At 72.0% G+C, this 17,496-nt stretch carries 14 protein-coding genes and 2 pseudogenes; 8 read left to right on the forward strand and 8 right to left on the reverse strand.

Going from position 1 to position 17,496, the window contains the following annotated elements; all coding sequences use genetic code 11:
- Positions 1-23: 23 nt before the first annotated feature.
- Entirely contained in the window at positions 24-1,262 is a 1,239-nt protein-coding gene (locus AQJ54_RS08880) for a glycosyltransferase family 4 protein (protein ID WP_062235736.1), read from the reverse strand.
- A 192-nt stretch (positions 1,263-1,454) separates the two neighbouring features.
- The gene (gene pgfA / locus AQJ54_RS08885; RefSeq protein WP_062235740.1) at positions 1,455-2,444 is read right to left on the reverse strand and encodes a cell envelope lipid trafficking protein PgfA; all 990 of its coding nucleotides are present in this window, start codon (positions 2,442-2,444) and stop codon (positions 1,455-1,457) included.
- 213 nt (positions 2,445-2,657) lie between these two features.
- Between pgfA and AQJ54_RS46050 the strand changes: the two genes are divergently transcribed.
- From AQJ54_RS46050 to AQJ54_RS08900, 4 genes are all read left to right on the forward strand, one after another.
- Positions 2,658-2,810: a hypothetical protein gene (locus AQJ54_RS46050; protein WP_020136392.1), complete on the forward strand. Its 153-nt coding sequence runs from the start codon at positions 2,658-2,660 to the stop codon at positions 2,808-2,810.
- A gap of 3 nt (positions 2,811-2,813) precedes the next feature.
- Positions 2,814-4,037 carry a PucR family transcriptional regulator gene (locus tag AQJ54_RS08890; protein WP_062235744.1) on the forward strand — a complete coding sequence of 408 codons (1,224 nt, stop codon included), beginning with the start codon at positions 2,814-2,816 and terminating at the stop codon, positions 4,035-4,037.
- A 157-nt stretch (positions 4,038-4,194) separates the two neighbouring features.
- Entirely contained in the window at positions 4,195-4,968 is a 774-nt protein-coding gene (locus AQJ54_RS08895; RefSeq protein ID WP_062027920.1) for an IclR family transcriptional regulator, read from the forward strand.
- Complete coding sequence (locus tag AQJ54_RS08900; RefSeq protein ID WP_062235747.1) at positions 4,965-5,819, forward strand: SMP-30/gluconolactonase/LRE family protein; 855 nt, start codon at positions 4,965-4,967, stop codon at positions 5,817-5,819. Before AQJ54_RS08895 ends, AQJ54_RS08900 begins: the two co-directional genes overlap by 4 nt.
- Before the next feature lie 7 nt (positions 5,820-5,826).
- Here the strand turns inward: AQJ54_RS08900 and AQJ54_RS08905 are convergent, their stop codons facing one another.
- Genes AQJ54_RS08905 through AQJ54_RS08915 form a run of 3 tightly spaced genes read right to left on the reverse strand, consistent with a single transcriptional unit; the run spans position 5,827 to position 9,051 of the window.
- Positions 5,827-7,239, reverse strand: a complete 1,413-nt coding sequence (locus AQJ54_RS08905) for an NAD(P)/FAD-dependent oxidoreductase (protein WP_246091180.1) — start codon at positions 7,237-7,239, stop codon at positions 5,827-5,829.
- A complete protein-coding gene (locus tag AQJ54_RS08910; RefSeq protein ID WP_062235752.1) occupies positions 7,232-8,464 on the reverse strand; it encodes an MAB_1171c family putative transporter in 1,233 nt (410 codons plus the stop codon). Before AQJ54_RS08910 ends, AQJ54_RS08905 begins: the two co-directional genes overlap by 8 nt.
- Positions 8,461-9,051 carry a hypothetical protein gene (locus AQJ54_RS08915; protein ID WP_062235755.1) on the reverse strand — a complete coding sequence of 197 codons (591 nt, stop codon included), beginning with the start codon at positions 9,049-9,051 and terminating at the stop codon, positions 8,461-8,463. The genes AQJ54_RS08910 and AQJ54_RS08915 overlap by 4 nt, the downstream gene beginning before the upstream one ends.
- A gap of 230 nt (positions 9,052-9,281) precedes the next feature.
- Between AQJ54_RS08915 and arfA the strand changes: the two genes are divergently transcribed.
- A complete protein-coding gene (gene arfA, locus AQJ54_RS08920) occupies positions 9,282-10,796 on the forward strand; it encodes an arabinosylfuranosidase ArfA (RefSeq protein WP_062235758.1) in 1,515 nt (504 codons plus the stop codon).
- Between the two features lie 18 nt (positions 10,797-10,814).
- Here arfA and AQJ54_RS47735 read toward each other — a convergent pair.
- From AQJ54_RS47735 to AQJ54_RS08930, 3 genes and pseudogenes are all read right to left on the reverse strand, one after another.
- Positions 10,815-11,617 (reverse strand): annotated as a pseudogene (locus AQJ54_RS47735) (endo alpha-1,4 polygalactosaminidase).
- Positions 11,591-12,580: pseudogene (locus AQJ54_RS43335) on the reverse strand (serine/threonine-protein kinase); the annotation flags it as partial. The pseudogenes AQJ54_RS43335 and AQJ54_RS47735, both read right to left, overlap by 27 nt.
- Before the next feature lie 66 nt (positions 12,581-12,646).
- A complete protein-coding gene (locus AQJ54_RS08930; protein WP_062235761.1) occupies positions 12,647-15,640 on the reverse strand; it encodes a glycoside hydrolase family 35 protein in 2,994 nt (997 codons plus the stop codon).
- Between the two features lie 120 nt (positions 15,641-15,760).
- Between AQJ54_RS08930 and AQJ54_RS08935 the strand changes: the two genes are divergently transcribed.
- The 3 genes from AQJ54_RS08935 to AQJ54_RS08945 all read left to right on the forward strand — a co-directional run bounded on the left by AQJ54_RS08935 (position 15,761) and on the right by AQJ54_RS08945 (position 17,481).
- Positions 15,761-16,219 carry an RrF2 family transcriptional regulator gene (locus AQJ54_RS08935; protein ID WP_062027932.1) on the forward strand — a complete coding sequence of 153 codons (459 nt, stop codon included), beginning with the start codon at positions 15,761-15,763 and terminating at the stop codon, positions 16,217-16,219.
- A 193-nt stretch (positions 16,220-16,412) separates the two neighbouring features.
- The gene (locus AQJ54_RS08940) at positions 16,413-17,063 is read left to right on the forward strand and encodes a DUF4360 domain-containing protein (RefSeq protein ID WP_062027934.1); all 651 of its coding nucleotides are present in this window, start codon (positions 16,413-16,415) and stop codon (positions 17,061-17,063) included.
- 121 nt (positions 17,064-17,184) lie between these two features.
- Positions 17,185-17,481 carry a hypothetical protein gene (locus AQJ54_RS08945; RefSeq protein WP_062027936.1) on the forward strand — a complete coding sequence of 99 codons (297 nt, stop codon included), beginning with the start codon at positions 17,185-17,187 and terminating at the stop codon, positions 17,479-17,481.
- The last annotated feature ends 15 nt before the right edge of the window (positions 17,482-17,496 follow it).

Below are 17,496 nucleotides of genomic sequence, written 5' to 3' on the forward strand. Positions count from 1 at the left end.
GCCACGACGTCGCCGCACCCGCCTCACGGCCCCCAGCCCCTCACCGCCTCAGACGCAACAGCCCGAAACTGTCTGACAGTCCGATCCCAGCGATAACGGGCCGCACGATCCCGCGCCGCCTTCCCCATGACCTCCCGGCGATGCCCCGACAGGGCAAGCGTGCACCAGGCCGCGGCGAACGACGACTCCCCCCGCGCCAGCACCCCCGTCTCCCCGTCCACGACGGAATCCCTGAGCCCGGGCACGTCAAAGGCGATGGTCGGTGTCTCCCGGGACGCCGCCTCGGTCACCACCAGCCCCCACCCCTCCACGGCAGACGGATGCAGCAGCAGCCACGCCTCGCACAACAGCCGGTGCTTCTCCGCCTCGGACACATGCCCGGCGAACTCCACGCCAGGACCGGCGAGTTGCTCCAGACGGTCCCGCTCGGGACCGTCGCCCACGATCACCAGCCGGCCACCGGTCACCGGCCGCACCCGCTCCCACAGCCGCAGCAGCAGATCGATCCGCTTGTACTCGACCAGCCGGCCGACGGCCACGAACAGCGGTTCCGGCGAGCGCCGCACCAACGGCTCCGGCTCCTCGACCCCGTTGTGCACGACCCGGATCCGGTCCCGCTCGACCCCGATCGCCCGCAGCGCGTGCGCGGTCGAGGGGGACACGGCCACCAGCAGACTCCGCCCGCGGGCCGCCGCACCGGCCAGCGCCCAGTGTTCGAGTCTTCGGCCGAGCCGCGCGGCGGGCGCCAGCGGGCCGCCGAACCGCATCTTCCACAGGTCGGTGTGCACGTGGTTGACCAGGCAGAGGGTCGGGCCGCGGTGCCAGAGGGGAGCGAGGTACGGCATGCCGTTGCAGACCTCGACCAGCAGGTCGGTCTCGCCGACCTGGCGGGTGAAGGCCGTACGGGCGCGCAGGTAGTGCCCGAACTCGCCGCCCGCCGACACGACCCGGTAGTCCCGGTAGGAGGCGGGCCCGCCGCACAGCAGGGTCACCTGGTGGCCGAGTCGGGTCAGTCCGTCGGCGAGCCGGTCGACGAGCAGTTCGGAGCCGCCGGCGGACGGGTTGTCGAGGTCGCGGTGGGCGAGGAAGACGATGCGGCGCGGAGGTGGGGGGAGCGCCGAAGGGTGCTGTGCGTCGTGCGGTGCGGCGTGCCGCGCGTCGTGCTGTGTGTCGTACTGCGCGTTGTGCGGTCCGTGCGATGAGGGTTGCCGTTGCGACGCCTCGGAAGGCGACCGCAGCGGATGGGGCACGTGCTGGGGCATGGGTGCTCCAACTCGTCTCAGGGTGCGGAACTCAGCGGTGTTTTCCGCCTGCTTGTGGGGGGACTGTGCGCTTCCTGGGAGGTGGGTGTGGGTGGGTTGTGCTCGGGTGGGGTGGCACAGTTTTCGCCCACCGGAACGCCGTGGCTACTCACGCACGTGACAATTTCCGGGCTTATTAGAGCTGACGTCCAGTCACATCGTGAGGACGGGCTCGGGCGTACCGCTCATATCGGTGGACTCGGGACGCCTGCGCCCCCGTACCACCAAAACGCCTCCCACGACCGCCAGTACGAATCCGGCCACAGCAGCCCCGATCGGCAACGTTGTGCCCACCGCGCGCAGTTGTCCGCTGTCCCGCTCGGCCAGCCGTACCGCGTCCTTCTGGGTCGCGGAAGTGAACGCGATCTTGCGGCTGTCCAGCAGGACCACGGCGTCCTTCTTCGCACCGGGTGCCCGCAGGGTGCGCCTGGGGCCCACCTGCGCGTAGACGACCCGGCCGGTGCGCTGGTCCACGACCAGCTCGATGCCGTGGTTGGAGTACCACTCCTCGGCCAGCACCTGCGGCCGGTCGGGCTCGTCCACGATCGTGCCCGGCACCAGGCGGGTCCCGACCTTCGCCGGGGCCACGGTGCCGGTGAACCGGTAACCCGTGTACCCCTGAACCTTCTTCGTACCCCGGTAGTGCAGAGTCACCGTGGAACCGAGCGAGTTGTCCCACCACTGGTAGGAGCGTCGCTGCACGTCGAAGGGGAACTTCAGATAGGCCTCGCCCTCGATGTACGGCTTCTCGCCGCAGCAGTGCACCGGCTTGGTGGTCCTGCGGTCCATGACCCAGCGGTGCGGGACGAACTCCAGCGCGTCGTGCGGGTCCGCGGCCGGCAGCGACTTGTCGGTGTCGACGGTGGTGGTCACGTCCCACACCGCGGCCCGGCCGCTGCGCTCGCTGTCCTCGACGTCGCCGCGCACCCGCTGGGTGACGGTGATCCGCTGGTCGGGGACGGTCTTCACCTGCTCGGTGTCGAAGACGCTGCCGGTCCCGCGGTAGACGGCTGTCTGGTCGATGTCGATCGGGTTCACGGCGGCCCGCGGTTCCACGTACCACGCGAGCAGGGGCGCCAGTACCAGCAGAAACGTGCCGAGTCCCAGCAGGATCAGGGAGAGGGGAGAGGCTGTACGGCGCATCCGGACACTCCAGGGGCGTGAGATGACGGAGTTCGGGCCGCTCTATGGGCCGGAGACCGTAGGCGCTCCTTGACGGAGTGTCAACGTCTTGACGGGGCGTCAGGGTCCTGCCGACACTGGGTCGACAGGCAGGGTGGGTGACGGGTTCCGGGTTCCGGGTTCCGGGTGGGGACGTACGCCGGATCGAGCCGCTCGAGAGAGGCTGCCCCTGCGATGTCCAGACTGCTCGCCGCCGCACTGACCGTCGTGGCCGCCGCCCTGCTCGCCCTCGGTGCCGCGCTCGGCATCGTGGCGCTGCTGGAGGCGACGCCCGAGCAGCCCAACACCCCCTTGATCACCTACGAGCAGCCGGACCAGGGGAGTTGACCGGTGGTCGCCCGTCCGGCAGCCGTGCACACCCGCTCGGCCTGGCATGACGTCCCACGTCCGCAGGTCCGTCGTTTCGCCGCCATCGCCCTGTCCGAGGCGCCGGCGCTCGCGGAGGAGATCCTGAACGAGATCCGCCGCGAGTACCCGCATCTGCCGGTCGTCCTCGACGAGTCCGGAGAGCCGATGGCCCTGGTCGGCATCCGCCGCGCGATCGAGGTCTTCGTCCAGCATCTGGAGACTGCGGAGGGCTGGCCGACGGTCCCGCCCGGGGTCTTCCAGGAGTTCGGCAGGGGCGAGGGCCTGAACGGCCGGAGCCTCGACTCCCTCCAGGCGATCTACCGCATGGGGGTACGCCTGGCCTGGCGCCGTTTCGCCGACATCGGCCAGCGTGTGGAGATCCCGCCGCCCGCGATGTACGAGCTGGTCGACGCGGGCTACGAGTACCTGGACGGCCTGGTCGACCAGTCGGTGCGCGGCTACGCGGAGGCGGCGGCCCGGCAGGCCGGTGAGCGCCTGCGCCTCCAGCGGCGCCTGATGGAACTGCTGCTGGCCGACCGGCACCACGGCGACCCGGCCGAGGCCCTCACGGAACGCGCGGCCCGCATCGGCTGGCCGCTCCCGAGGAAGGTCGCGGTCGGCGTCCTGCTCCGCCCGGCCCGGGAGGCGGTACCGCCCGCGGTGACCCAGGGCGTCCTCCTGGACATGGACTACGAGCAGCCCCGCATGGTCGTACCGGAACCGGACGCGGCCGGCCGCCCCGAGCTCCTGCACCGGGCCCTGACCGGCTGGTCGGGCGCGATCGGGCCGCCGGTCCCGCTGGCGGACGCGGCGAAGTCGCTGCGCTGGGCCGAGGCGGCCGTACGCCTGATGGAACGGGACCTGCTGCCCGGCGGTGAGGTCCTGTACTGCACCGAGCACACCGAGGCCCTGGTCCTCCTCCAGCCCGAGGAACTGATGGACGACCTGGCCCTGCGCTGTCTCTCCCCCCTCCAGCACTGCGGCCCCACCCACGCCCGCCGCCTCGCGGAAACCCTGCTCGCCTGGCTGGAGACCCGCGGCGGCGCCCCCGAGGTCGCCGCCCGCCTGGGAGTCCACCCCCAGACCGTCCGCTACCGCCTACGCCAGATCCGGGAACTCTGGGGCGACGAAATAGACGACCCGGACCGCCGCTTCGAACTGGAACTGGTCCTACGCGCCCGACGGCTGCGGGGGGAGTTGGCCTGAGACACGCGGGTGACGATCCGTGCACGGAGTGGTGCCGCGCGTCGCCTGCCCATTGCCTGGGGAAACGGCCTGTCGCTAGCCTGTGTTCGTCATGCCGATCGTCTGTTGAAATTTCGAACGCAGACGCCTTAGACGACAACAAGAGAGGGGGCAGGTTGTGGGACGCCTCGTACCTGCCGTGACCCGGGCTCTCGACATTCTCGAGCTCTTCCTCGAGGGGGACGGCACGCTCTCCGCCCCCGACATAGTGCGCCGGCTCCAGCTGCCCCGCACCACCGTCCACGAGCTGGTGACCACTCTCGCCGCCCGGTCGTACATCGTCCAGGTCCCCGGGCAGCCCGGACGCTACCGGCTCGGGGTCCGGCCGTACCAGCTCGGCAGCCGCTATGCCGAGCAGCTCGACCTCGCCGCCGAGGGGCAGCAGGTCGCCCGGGCCGTCGCCGAGACCTGTGACGAGACCGTGCACGTGGCGATCCTGGAGGGCACCGACGTCATCTACATCGCCAAGGTCGACTCGACGCACGCGGTGCGGATGGTCTCCGCGGCGGGGCGCCGGCTCCCGGCCCACTGCACCTCCGTCGGCAAGATGCTCCTCGCCTCCCTCCCCGAGCAGCTGCTCGCCTCCCGAATCCAGGAGGGCGTCCCGCTCGTCGCCATGACCCCCAACAGCATCACCGACCCCGTCGCCCTGCGCGAGGCCCTGGACGACATCCGCCGCCGCGGCGTCGCCATCGAGAACCGGGAGTCCAACCCGGACGTCTCCTGCGTGGCCGCCCCGGTCCGCGACCGCTCCGGGCAGGTCGTCGCCGCCCTCTCCATCTCCGTGCCGATGATCCGCTGGAGCGAGGACCGGCGCGCCGAGCTGGAGCAGCTCGCCCTCAAGGGCGCCGGCGAACTCTCCGAGCGCCTCGGCCACCGGGGCGCGGCATGACCCGGCTCAGCAGGTACGACGTCGCCGTCCGGGCCGAGGCCACCCTCGGCGAGGGGCCCACCTGGGACGCCGCCGGGAACCGCCTGCTGTGGATCGACATCCTCGGCGCCCGGCTGCACACCTACGAACCCGCCACGGGCCGGCGCACGGTCCGCGTCCTCGACCAGCACATCGGCGCCGCCAAGCCGCGCGCGAACGGCGGCCTGGTCCTCAACCTCCGCGACGGCGTGGCCGTGCTCGACCCGGACGGCGCCTTCCGCTGGCTGCACCGCGAGCCCGTCCCCGGCCGCCGTGCCAACGACGCCGCCGTCGCCCCCGACGGCTCCCTCTGGGCCGGCACCATGCGCTACGACGAGGCGCCGGGTGGCGGCACCCTGTCCCGGATCACCGCCGACGGCACCCACACCACCGTCCTCGCCGACGTGGCCGTCAGCAACGGCACCGGGTGGAGCCCGGACGGACGGCTCATGTACTACGTGGACTCGCCGACGCGGCGGGTCGACGTCTTCGATCACGAGGACGGGCGGATCACCGGTCGCCGTACCCTCGTCGCGATCGAGGACGGCGCCGGCTTCCCCGACGGCCTCACCGTCGACGCCGACGGCTGTGTCTGGGTCGCCCTGTGGGACGGGGCGGCGGTGCGCCGCTACACCCCTCAGGGCGAGCTGGACCGGGTGATCACCCTGCCGGTCCCGCGCGTCACCGCGTGCGCGTTCGGCGGCCCGGACCTCACCGACCTGTACGTCACGACGGCCCGCGTGGGCCTCAACTCGCCGCACCCGGTGGCGGGTTCCCTGCTGGTGGTGCCGGGCGCGGGCAAGGGCCTGCCCCAACAGCCGTTCGCGGGCTGACCGACGTCTACTGCAAACCCGCCTTCTTCAACTCCTCCGCGGTCAGGGGCGGTTCGGTCAGCGCCGGTTTCAACGGCCCCCGTACCGCCGCCAGGAGCACGGCCGGCGTCAGCAGCACCTCCGCCCGCCGCTCCAGCGAGGTCACGTCGGTGACCCGGCGGGCGATCCGGCCGTTGCCGGTGGCCGTGCGCATGAGACGCGAGACGTACGCGGCCACGAGCCGGTCCCGGGCCGTCGGGCCCGCCTCCGTCGCCCCCGGATAGAACACGTCCTGTCCGGTGGCCAGGTCCCACGCCGCTCCCACCGGCCGGGCCACCGCCTTCTGCACCCGACGGGACAGCCCGGCCGCCCCGAACCCGTGCCGCCGCGTGAGGTCCCGCAGGATCAGCGCACTCTGGGCGCCGACGGCCAGACCGTGCCCGTAGACCGGGTTGTACGCGGCCAACGCGTCCCCCAGCACCGTGAAGTTCTCCGGCCAGACCGCGGCCCGCTCGTAGAAGTACCGCCGGTTGACGGTCGTACGGGTGAAGGCGACCTCGGACAGCGGCTCGGCGCGGGCGAGCAGGTCGCCGATCAGCGGATGTCTGAGCTCCTCGCGGGCGAAGCGCACGAAGTCCTCGCCCGAGGCGTCGGCGGCGGTGGGTTCGCCGCCGCGGGTGCCGTTGAGGGTGACGATCCAGCGGCCGTCCTCGATCGGCAGCAGGAAGCCCGACCGGCCCGGTCCCGGCTCGCGGGGGTCGGGCTGGACGCTGACGACGGGGAAGCCGTCGCGGGCCCCTTCGGGCGCGAGGTAGAGGCGGCTCGCGTACGCCAGGCCCGAGTCGACCTCGCGGCGCTCCGGTGCCGGCAGCCCGAGATCCGCGAGCCGGCGGGGCGTTCCGGAGGCCCGCCCGGTCGCGTCCACGACCGTCCCCGCCTCGATGGTCCGTTCCCGGCCGTCGGCCTCCCGGACCCGGACCCCGGTGACGGCCTCCGCGCCGCCCACCAGCCCCAGGGCCTCGACGCCGCCGAGCACCTCGACCCGTTCGTCCGCGAGGACCCGCGCCCGGACCGTGGCGTCCAGCAGGTCCCGGCCGGCCAGGATCACGTGGTGGGACTCGGGCCAGCGCCGGAACCAGCCGTGGGCCGAGTGGACGACCATGTCGGTGGTGACCGGCGCCCGGCGGGCCCCGGCGTCCAGAAGCGCGGCGGTGATGCCCGGCAGCAGGTCCTCCATCGCCCGCACCCCGCCGGACCACAGCATGTGGGCGTGCCGGGCCTGCGGCAGCCCCTTGCGCGGGGCAGGCCCTTCGGGCAGTACGTCGCGCTCCACCACGACCACCCGGTCGGCGAGGCCGGTCAGCGCGGCCGCCGCGAGCATGCCGGTGTGCGATCCCCCGAGGACGACGGCGACTCTCGCGGGGGAGGGGCTTTCAGTCATGCGTGGACATGCTCTCTGCCGGGACGGCCGCGCGGGCGCGTACCGCCTTGATCTCGTCGGGGCTGCGCAGGGCCTCGGACACGGCCGCGATCTCCTGGAGCAGGTACGTGGTGTCGGGGTCGCCGTCGCCCTCGGTGTCCGGCGCCTGCCGCCCCGCCTCGACGGCGTCCAGGATCGTCACGGCGGCGGCGAGGGCCTGGGCCCGGCCGCGTTCGAAACCGAGGGCGAGCGCGGTGTCGTAGGCGCGCACGCGCAGGTCCTCGTCGATGAACCGGGACAGTTGGAGCAGTGCGTCGCGGATGAAGGTCTCGCGGCGGATCAGCCGCATCTCCGCGGTGGCGCGCAGGGCGAGCGGTTCGCGGCTGCCCGCGACGGTCCGCATCAGCCGGGCCAGGGCCCTGAGGTCGCGGTGGCGACGGCGGACCAGCCAGCGCTCGTGGAGGTACTGGCCGGCGTGCGGGATGATGAAGCCGATCGCGACCAGGGTGGCGGCGACACAGGCGGCGGCCGGGGCGATGTTGGTGTTCAGCCAGTCAAGGTCGTGCCCGGTCCAGCGGGCCACGACGGCGGTGAGCTTGGCCGCGCTGAAGAGCAGGTTCGTCGCGAAGCCGACCCCGAGGAACCGCAGGCCCCAGCGCAGCCAGGCGTCGAGGCCGGTGGTGCGGATCCAGTTCCACACCAGCCCGGACGTGATCAGGCTGGCCACGGTGTGCGCGAGCAGGTAGAGCAGGATCAGCTCGCGCATGAACGGGGTGTCGGCGTAGTAGGTGTCCAGGTCCCGGATCCGCTCCACGGGGACGTCGGCGAGGGCGAACAGCACCCACATCACGACGACCACGGCCGCGTACACCCAGATCACCCAGCGGGTCGCCCGCCGGATCCGGGCATGGTGCTCGCTGCGGCCGTCGCGCCAGTGCACGACCAGCAGCAGCCAGGACGCGCACAGGGCGGTGAGCAGCGTGTACACCCAGGGTGCGGCGATGTTCGGGACGCCGGTGACCCGGTTCGTCCAGGCGATGGTGCTCGGGGCCGCGAACAGGAACACCGCGCAGGCGAACAGCAGCAGGCCCCCCACGGCCCGCAGCAGCGGGTCCCGCCACAGCTTGACGATGCTGGGCAGCTTGATCGCCAGGGCCGCTCCGAGGACCAGGCCCGGCAGCCAGTAGGGGATGCTCAGTCCGGTGAGGGACTCGACCGTCCCGGCGGCCGGCTGGGGGTGTGTCACCGTGCTCCGCCTCCGCGGTAGCCGAGGGTTCTCTGGACCGTGTCGGGCCGGGCACCGCAGCCGCGGCCCGCGACGAACGGCCGGAACGCCGCCGCCAGCCGGTGCCCGAAGTCGTCGGCCTCGGCCTCGTCCGCGGCCCGGGAGCCGTTGCGGGCGGCCACCGTCAGGGCGACGGAGTCCCAGCCGGGCCGGTTCGCGAGGGCGTCGGCCGCGGCCGCGTGGTGATGGGCGTGGCCCGCGTGCAGGTGCCACAGCTCGTGGCCCAGGATGACGAGTTGCTGCATCGCCTCGGCGCGTTCCTCGACGATGACGAGGTCGAAGTCCTGGAACTCCACCCACAGCCCGGTGACGGCGATCTCGTCGGGGAAGCGCTCGAAGCGCAGGTCGACGGGGCGTCCACCGCGCCGGCCGCTCATCGCCTGGCACAGGGCCCGGCACAGCTCGGGCACGTCGGCCGGGGGACGGGGTCGGGCCCGGACCGCGGCGGTGAGGTGGGAGACCAGATCGCGCATGGCCGGGGTCGCCCGGCTGCGTCGTAGCGCCGAGGCGATCCGGGCCGCACTCCTGCGCGCGCCCGCGATGTCCATCCCACCCCCTGAGCGTCCCGCCGCCGTAGGACGGGCTGTTCGAGAGTACGCGCCCCCGAACCGCCCCGTCACGCGATCCGATTCTGCTGCATACCCCATTGACTTGAAAGGGCTTCCTGCCTACGGTCCGTCCGGGATGGCGACCATGATTCGAAATAGCGAACAAGCGTAACCCTGTCGTCGAACCGCACCCGCCGACGAACCAGGCCCCTCCACCCCGAAAGGCGCACATGAGCTCCACCGCCCGCTTCACCCTCGACCCCGCCTTCCGGATCGGCAGGGTCGACCCCCGTGTGTTCGGCTCCTTCGTGGAACACCTCGGCCGCTGCGTCTACACCGGCATCTTCGAACCCGGCCACCCCACCGCGGACGAGGACGGCATCCGCACCGACGTCCTGGACCTCGTCCGCGAACTCGGCGTCACCGCCCTGCGCTACCCCGGCGGCAACTTCGTCTCCGGCTACAAGTGGGAGGACTCGGTCGGCCCCGTCGAGGACCGCCCCCGCCGCCTCGACCTGGCCTGGCGCTCCACCGAGACCAACCGCTTCGGCCTCTCCGAGTACATCGCCTTCCTGAAGAAGGTCGGCCCTCAGGCCGAGCCGATGATGGCCCTCAACCTCGGCACCCGCGGTGTCGCCGAGGCCCTCGAACTCCAGGAGTACGCCAACCACCCGGCCGGCACCGCCCTGTCCGACCTGCGGGCCGCGCACGGCGACAAGGACCCCTTCGGCATCAGGCTCTGGTGCCTGGGCAACGAGATGGACGGCCCCTGGCAGACCGGCCACAAGACGGCGACGGAGTACGGCCGGATCGCCGCCGAGACGGCCCGCGCGATGCGCCAGATCGACCCGGACGTCGAACTCGTCGCCTGCGGCTCCTCCAGCCAGTCCATGCCCACGTTCGCCGAGTGGGAGGCGACGGTCCTCGCCGAGACCTACGACCTCGTCGACTACATCTCCCTGCACGCCTACTACCAGCCCGAGGACGGCGACCTCGACTCCTTCCTGGCCTCCGCCGTCGACATGGAGTCCTTCATCGAGAACGTGGTCGCCACCGCCGACCACATCGGCGCGCGCCTGAAGTCGAAGAAGAAGATCAACCTCTCCTTCGACGAGTGGAACGTCTGGTACATGTCGAAGTGGCACGAGATCGAGAACTCCGGCGCCCGGGACTGGGCGGAGGCCCCCCGCCTCCTGGAGGACAACTACAGCGTTCTGGACGCCGTCGTCTTCGGCTCCCTCCTCATCGCGCTGCTGCGCCACGCGGACCGCGTCACCGTCGCCTGTCTCGCCCAGCTGGTCAACGTGATCGCCCCGATCATGACCGAGCCGGGCGGGCCGGCCTGGCGCCAGACCACGTTCTTCCCGTTCGCCCAGGCCTCGAAGTACGGCCGCGGCGAGGTCCTCGACGTCCGGGTCGACTCGCCGACCCACGACACGAAGAAGTACGGCGAGACGGACCTCCTGCACGCCACCGCGGTACGCGCCGAGGACGGCACGGTCACCGTCTTCGCCGTCAACCGCAGCCGGACCGGCGCCCTGCCCCTCGAAGTCGCCCTGAACGGCCTCGACCTGACCGAGGTCGTCGAGCACAGCGTCCTCGCCGACGCCGACCCGGACGCCCGCAACACCCTCGCCGAGCCGGAGCGGGTCGCCCCGCACCCGGCCGAGGGCACCGCGCTGACGGACGGCACCCTCACCGCCGTACTGGAGCCGCTGTCCTGGAACGTGATCCGGCTCGGCTGACCGGGGTCCCCGGGGGCGTCAGCAGGTCTTCCGCAGGAAGCCGGCGGCGCCCTCGGGCACCACGTCCGGGTCCCGGCGCACCACGCTGAGCGTGCCGCCCCAGTGGGCGCACGCCGTGGCCATGCCCTTGCCGGTGTACTCGACCACCAGGACGTTGCCGTCGAAGGCGTCGGCGAACGCGCCGCACTCGTCGTACTCCGCGCACTCCTCCGCCATGGCGAAGTCCAGGCCCACCGACGCGCGGTCGGCGAGGAGTTCCGTGGTGTTCTTCTGCGCGACGGCCAGGCCCTTGGCGTGGGCGTGCCGCGTCAGCAGCTTCATCAGGGCCTCTGCCTGACCGGCCTTGAGGTACGACGGGAAGCGGGCGAAGGAGTCGTAGTTGTCGGGCTCCACGGCCCGGTAGCCTTGGCCGCGCAGGAGTCGATCCAGCCCTCCAGCCTGGTGGCGATCCGCTCGCGCTTTCCGGCGGTACGGATGTCCAGGACCGCCTCGTCCCAGTCCTTGTCGTGGACGACCTTCCCGTGGGTGTCGCGCAGCAACAGGTCGGCGTCCCAGTCCCGTTCCGTCCCGGACTCCGCCTGGTAGGCGTTGATGTTGCAGATGTTGTAGAGCCCCTCGCCGGGGGCGTCCTCGTAGCTGCGGCTCACCACGCGCACGTCCGCCGCCGGGGGGTACGCGCCGCCGATCTGGTAGTCCCAGGGCACGTGTCGGGGCGGCAGCGTCACGGCTGGTGTGGACCCGGGTGCGGCGGACACCGGCCCGCTCGGTGCCGGGGACGCGCTCCTGCCGGCCGACCCGGCCCGTACCGCCGCGATGGTCAGCCCGGTCAGGGCCAGGGCGGCGACGGCACCGACGAGGACGCGCCGCCGGGGCCCGCGCCGCGAGACCGGGGGGCCGGTTTTGGTGGGTCCGGCCTTGGTGAGGTCGGACGCAGGTGCGGGCGGCGGCTCTACGGCCGGGCTCGCAGGGGCTGCCTCCGTGTCCGGCAACTGCCTGAGCAGCTCGTGCAGTTCACCGATCTCCGGCCGGGCTCCCGGGTCCTTGTCCAGGCAGCGTTCGGCGATGCTCCGCAGCGGTTCCGCGACCCCGTCCAGGGCCGGCGGCTCGTACATCACCTGATAGCCCGTCAAGTAGGGGCTGCTGCCGTCGAAGGGGCGGCTGCCGGTGGCCGCGTAGACCAGCAGGGACCCCAGCGAGAAGACGTCCGAGGCGCCGGTGACCTCGCGGGGCGCGGCGAACTGCTCCGGGGACATGAAGGGCGGGGTGCCGATCAGCCGCCCGGTCATGGTGAGCGCCTCGTTGTCGACGGCGTACGAGATGCCGAAGTCGATGACCCGGGGCCCGTCCTCGGCCATCAGGACATTGCTCGGCTTCAGGTCCCGGTGGACCATGCCGACCCGGTGGATGTCCCGCAGCGCCTCGACGAGGCCCAGCGCGAGCACCCGCAGCGCGCCGCCGCGCAGCGGGCCGTCCTGGGCCACGATGTCCGCGAGGGTGCGGCCCGGGACGTACAGGGTCGCCATCCACGGCTGCGGGGCGTCCGGGTCCGCGTCCACCACCGGGGCCGTGAACGCCCCGCTGACCCGGCGGGCCGCCGCGACCTCCTGACGGAAGCGGGTGCGGAACTCCTCGTCCAGCGCGAACGCGGGGTGCACCAGCTTGACGGCGACCCGCCGCCCGGACTCCGAACGGCCCAGGTAGACGACCCCCATGCCGCCGCTGCCCAGCCGGTCGACCAGCGTGTAGCCGCCGATTGACGCCGGATCGCCGGGAGTCAGCGGCATCGCGGGTCACCTTCCAGGGACGAGTGCTCGAAATGTCAGGGTGTTCGAACTTTCAAGGACAGCAGGCTAGCGGCCGGGCGCCGGCACCGGGGCGACCGGTACGCCCCCGGCCGACGTCCCCAGCAGTCTCAGCCGTACGTCCCCGGGCCCGGACTCCGTCGTCCCGTCCGAAAGGACCGCCAGGGCAAGGGTGTTGGTGCCCCGGGTGCGCAGGATGCCGTTGGGCAGCACGAAGGTGTGCTGCGGTCCCACGTCGTTGATGTACTGGCCCATGTTCCAGCCGTTGAGGAAGATCTGGACGCGGTAGGCGCGCTTCGGGTCGTCGTCGAGGACGAGGCCGACGGAGGCGTCGATGTCGGCGTCCACGGCGAGCCGGAACGTCGTCCGGTACCAGGTGACCCCCTGGCGCCGGTCGGCGCGCGGCAGTTCGGCGGGCTCCCAGTGCTCCTCGGCGAAGCCCGGCAGGTGCCAGCCCTTGCGCTCCCCGTACAGCCCGCCGTTGTTGAGCGGCCCGCGCACCGGGTCCGGTGCCGTCTCGCCCTGGATGCGCCAACGCGCCTTCGGGGAACCGCCCTTGAAGGAGACGCCCGTCAACCCCCGGGCCGCCTTGTGGGAGTCGGCCGACCTGCCGTCCATGTCGTGCGCCATGCGCCGGACCAGGACCGACAGCACGCGGGGCGACTGCCCGGTGGGCGGTGGCGTGTCGAAGGTGGCCGTGGCCGTCCAACTGCCCTTCCGGACAGTGGACTTGTCCGGCACCGGCATCCTGTGCGTGCCCAGCGGCTCCCCGTCCAGCCACGCCATCAGCAGCCCCTGCGTGCCCGTGCTGTAGGTCAGCGAGACCGACTCCAGGTCCGCCGCGTCCGTCAGCCGTCCCCGGTACCAGACGTCGCCGTAGTGGAAGCCGTAGTCGTCGGCGAACAGCACCGGCCCGCCCTTGGGGACCGGGGTGAGGCTGTACGAGCCGGTGCGGTCGGCCGGTGTCCAGCCGGAGTCGTCGTAGTCCGGGAGCACCTCGAAGTTCTCGGTACGGCTCCGCCAGCCGTCCAGCGCGGGCAGCCGCACCTCGCCCACGGCGGGGATGGGCAGCTGCCCCGGGACGGCCGGCATCTCGGCCCGCAGGCTGCCCATGGGGGTGATCGAGGTGCGCAGCGGACGACCGTTCCAGGTGATCTGGCCGAGACCGCGCGGCCCCCACACCTCCAGGCCCGTGCCCTCGACGGTGTCACCGGTCAGATGGGCGGTCACGCCGTCCAGGCGGGCCTCGCGCAGCAGCGAGGGGCCGTACACCAGGACCGTGCCGGTCGGGGTGTCGAACGGGAACAGCCGCAGCGCGCCGGGGTCGTCGGCGAAGATCAGCAGCAGCGGGGTGTCGCCGCCGGTGCCGCCGCCCTCGATCCGCACCCGGGCGAGGCCCCCGACGCCGATCGGCGTGGTGATCCTCAGGACCCCGAGGTCGTAGTTCCACGCGGGTTCGGCGTCGCCCCGGGTGACCAGCGGCTCCTCCGGGCACTGCAGGAGCACCTGCGCCATCTCGCCGTGCGGGGCCGTGAAGACGGCCACGTCCAGCCGGCCGACCTTGAGACACATCATCGGCTGCGCGGTGGCGAACTTGAGCGTGCGGCCGCCCAGTTGAAGGTTCGCGGTGAACAGCCGCGCGTCATGGGCGGCGACGGTGAAGGCCACGTCGATCCCGGCGTCAGGGATGGTCGTGGTGATCGGCGCGTCGGTGTCGTTGCGCACCACGTACACATGCGAGCCGGTGTCCGGGTTGGTCAGGTGGTACACCTTCAGCCGCTCGTCGGCGGCCCGCACCGGGTCCGCCCGGTCCAGCTTGGCGAAGTCCGGCACGGTCCGCAGCAGATGGCCGAGCTGGTGCGTCGGGGCGAGCTTCGGCGTCTGCCTGCGGGCCTCGTCGATCGCCGCCCCGTAGTCGTACGACGTGTAGACCTGCGGCGCTGGCAGCCAGCCCCACGAGGTGCCGCCGAAGGTCATGTAGACGTTGTGCACGGTGATGCCGTTGGCCAGGTTGGTCAGCTGGAAGCGCCGCTCGTAGGCCGCGTCCCGGCTGTACCGGGCCTCGGCGTACCCCTTGCCGTCGAAGGTGGCCCCGCCCCAGGAGTCGAACCAGCCCCCGCCGAACTCCGGGATGAACCCGGGCGTGCGCGGACTGGCCGTCGCCCCGCCCTTGATCCCGCCCTCCCCGAAGTGCCCCCAGTCCGGAGGCACTTCACCGGGATCGGGGTAGCCGTCGAAGCCGTACAGCCAACCGTGCTCCTCGCCGCCGGTGTTGAAGGAGCCGGGGGCCCAGTAGCCGTTGCGGCCCTTGTCGTTGTGGAACAGCGGCACGTCGATCCCGTCGGCGCGCACCTTCTTGTAGAGGTGGGACATGTAGTCCTGGCCGAGCGGCTCGTCGACGAAGGCGTCGTACTCGTTCTCGATCTGGTAGAGCAGGACGGTGCCCCGGCCCCTGGTGAACAGGTGCCGGGCGGCGATGGCGTTCACCGCGGTCAGCCACTCGTCGACGTACGACAGGTAGGTCGGGTCGGAGGTGCGGGCCCGGCCCGCGGTCGCCGTGAGCCAGCCGGGGAAGCCGCCGCCGTCGACCTCGGCGTTGATGTACGGGCCCGGGCGCAGGATCACGTACAGGCCGGTCTCGGTGGCGGTGCGCAGGAACAGGTCGAGGTCGCGGACACCGGTGAAGTCGTACTGGCCGGGGCCGGGGGAGTGGTAGTTCCAGGCCACGTACACGCTCACCGCGTTGAAGCCGTGCGCGCGCATCTTCTGGAGGACGTCCCGCCACAGCGACGGGCTCGGCAGCCGGAAGGGGTGCATCTCGCCGGACCACAGCACCAGGCGGCGGCCGTCGACCAGCAGCGAGTACCCGTCGAAGCCCACCGTGTGCCGGGCCCGGTCGGCGGCGGGCGCGCCCGGCGCGGGCCCGGTGGGCACGCTGTGGGAGGCATACGCCCGGGTGGTCTCCCCACCACTGCCGCTCAGCGCGAAGCCGAGCGCCGTGGTGCCGGCGAGGGCGCTGAATGTACGTCTGCTCAGCTCCAAGGGAGCGCCTCCTGGTCGTGCCTGTCCTCGTGTCCGTGCCCGGCCCGTTCGCCGGGCTGTGAGTGGTGAGGCCATTGTGGTGTGGCCATTCTCTATGGCCGGACGCCGCACAATTGTCGTATGAGGATCTCTGCGCGGGCGGACTACGCGGTACGGGCGGTGCTGGAGCTTGCCGTGCGGCAGGGCACGGAGCCGGTGAAGGCCGAGGCCATCGCCGCTGTCCAGGACATTCCGCACAAGTTCCTGGAGGGGATCCTCGGCGATCTCAGGCGGGGCGGGATCGTCGACAGCAGGCGGGGCGGGGGCGGCGGCTACCGGCTCGCGCGCGACGCCTCGGCCATCACGGTCGCGGATGTCATCCGGACGGTGGACGGCCCGATCGTGTCGGTGCGCGGCGAGCGCCCCACCGGTCTGGAGTACACCGGCTCCGCCCAGCCGCTGCTCCCGCTGTGGATCGCGCTGCGCGCCAACGTCCGCAAGATCCTGGAGGGCGTCACCATCGCCGACATCGCGGGCGACGCGCTCCCCGAGCCGGTGCAGCGCCTCGCGGCGGAACCGGCGGCCTGGGAGAACCCGTAGGGCGCAGCAGTCAGTTTGCGTTCAACTCCAGCCACTTACACGTGAGTTCGGCCATCGCGGGAATGGCTGGAGTTCGCCCTGGCATGCCCATGACGTGCTTCCTACGATTCCCTCGCCGCGGTGCTTCACAGAAACCACACAGGTTCTCCACGCTTCAACATTCAGCGCCTTCAGCGCAGAGGAGAGACCCCCCATGGCCAGTGGACTGCTCCTGGGCGGCGCCGTCGCCGCCCTTCTCACCGCGGCGATACCCGCCCACAACCCGTCCGGCGGGTTCGTCGACCCGCCGCCGGACAAGATCGTCATCAACATCGCCACGGTGAACGGCTCCGGCTGTCCCGCGGGCACGGCGGCCGTCGCGGTCTCCGAGGACAACACCGCGTTCACGGTGACCTACAGCGACTACCTCGCCCAGGTCGGCGGCAACTCCGACCCCACCGCGTTCCGCAAGAACTGCCAGCTCAACCTGATCGTCCACGTCCCGTCGGGCTTCACCTACGCCATCGCCGAGGCGGACTACCGGGGCTTCGCCTCGCTCCAGTCCGGAGCGAGCGCCGTGCAGAGAGCCTCGTACTACTTCCAGGGCTCGTCCCAGACGGTCTTCAAGACCCACCCCTTCTCGGGCGCCCTCAACGACAACTGGCAGGCGACCGACACCACCGACTGGGCCCAGCTGGTCTGGGCGCCCTGCGGGGTCCAGCGCAACTTCAACATCAACACGGAGATCCGGGTCAACGCCGGCACCTCCTCGCCGTCCAAGGTCAGCTTCATGACGATGGACTCGACGGACGGCGACATCAGCACGATCTACCACATGGCGTGGAAGGAGTGCCCTGGCAAGTGACGCTCTGAGAGGACGGCCCGCGGCCCGGAGGGTGACGGGTGGCGGGCCGTCCGTGCGGGTTGCGCCGTCGGACGGGGTGCGCGCGGTACCGTGCCGGGGCGTATGCCGACAAGGAGGGTAAATGGGGCTTACCGTGCGGGTCGAACGGCGCATCGCGGAGGACTTTCCCGGCCGGGAGGGCGAGGTGGTGGGCGATCTCCTCACCGAGCTGGTCAACCACCTGACCGACCGGGGCGACCAGGAGGACAAGGAGCGCATCGCCGCGGCGACCCTGCTGTGCGGCCAGGGCCGGGTGGACCGCCTGCTCGACGCCGTCCAGCTGGCCAAGGAGGACTGGCGGGACGTCCTCGTCGGGGCGGGACTGGCGGACTCGGGATGGAAGGAGCGACTGGACGCGGACTTCGGTCCGGAGAGGTGACGCCCGGGTGAACCG

The sequence above is a fragment of the Streptomyces griseorubiginosus genome (assembly GCF_001514195.1).
Taxonomy (GTDB): domain Bacteria; phylum Actinomycetota; class Actinomycetes; order Streptomycetales; family Streptomycetaceae; genus Streptomyces; species Streptomyces griseorubiginosus.

Excerpts from the sequence above, each read along its gene's own strand:
- AQJ54_RS08915 (WP_062235755.1), bottom strand. The coding sequence starts at position 9,051 with ATGGACATCGCGGGCGCGCGCAGGAGTGCGGCCCGGATCGCCTCGGCG.
- AQJ54_RS08935 (WP_062027932.1), top strand. The coding sequence starts at position 15,761 with ATGAGGATCTCTGCGCGGGCGGACTACGCGGTACGGGCGGTGCTGGAG.
- pgfA (WP_062235740.1), bottom strand. The coding sequence starts at position 2,444 with ATGCGCCGTACAGCCTCTCCCCTCTCCCTGATCCTGCTGGGACTCGGC.
- arfA (WP_062235758.1), top strand. The coding sequence starts at position 9,282 with ATGAGCTCCACCGCCCGCTTCACCCTCGACCCCGCCTTCCGGATCGGC.
- AQJ54_RS08905 (WP_246091180.1), bottom strand. The coding sequence starts at position 7,239 with ATGACTGAAAGCCCCTCCCCCGCGAGAGTCGCCGTCGTCCTCGGGGGA.
- AQJ54_RS08945 (WP_062027936.1), top strand. The coding sequence starts at position 17,185 with ATGGGGCTTACCGTGCGGGTCGAACGGCGCATCGCGGAGGACTTTCCC.
- AQJ54_RS08940 (WP_062027934.1), top strand. The coding sequence starts at position 16,413 with ATGGCCAGTGGACTGCTCCTGGGCGGCGCCGTCGCCGCCCTTCTCACC.
- AQJ54_RS08880 (WP_062235736.1), bottom strand. The coding sequence starts at position 1,262 with ATGCCCCAGCACGTGCCCCATCCGCTGCGGTCGCCTTCCGAGGCGTCG.
- AQJ54_RS08900 (WP_062235747.1), top strand. The coding sequence starts at position 4,965 with ATGACCCGGCTCAGCAGGTACGACGTCGCCGTCCGGGCCGAGGCCACC.
- AQJ54_RS46050 (WP_020136392.1), top strand. The coding sequence starts at position 2,658 with ATGTCCAGACTGCTCGCCGCCGCACTGACCGTCGTGGCCGCCGCCCTG.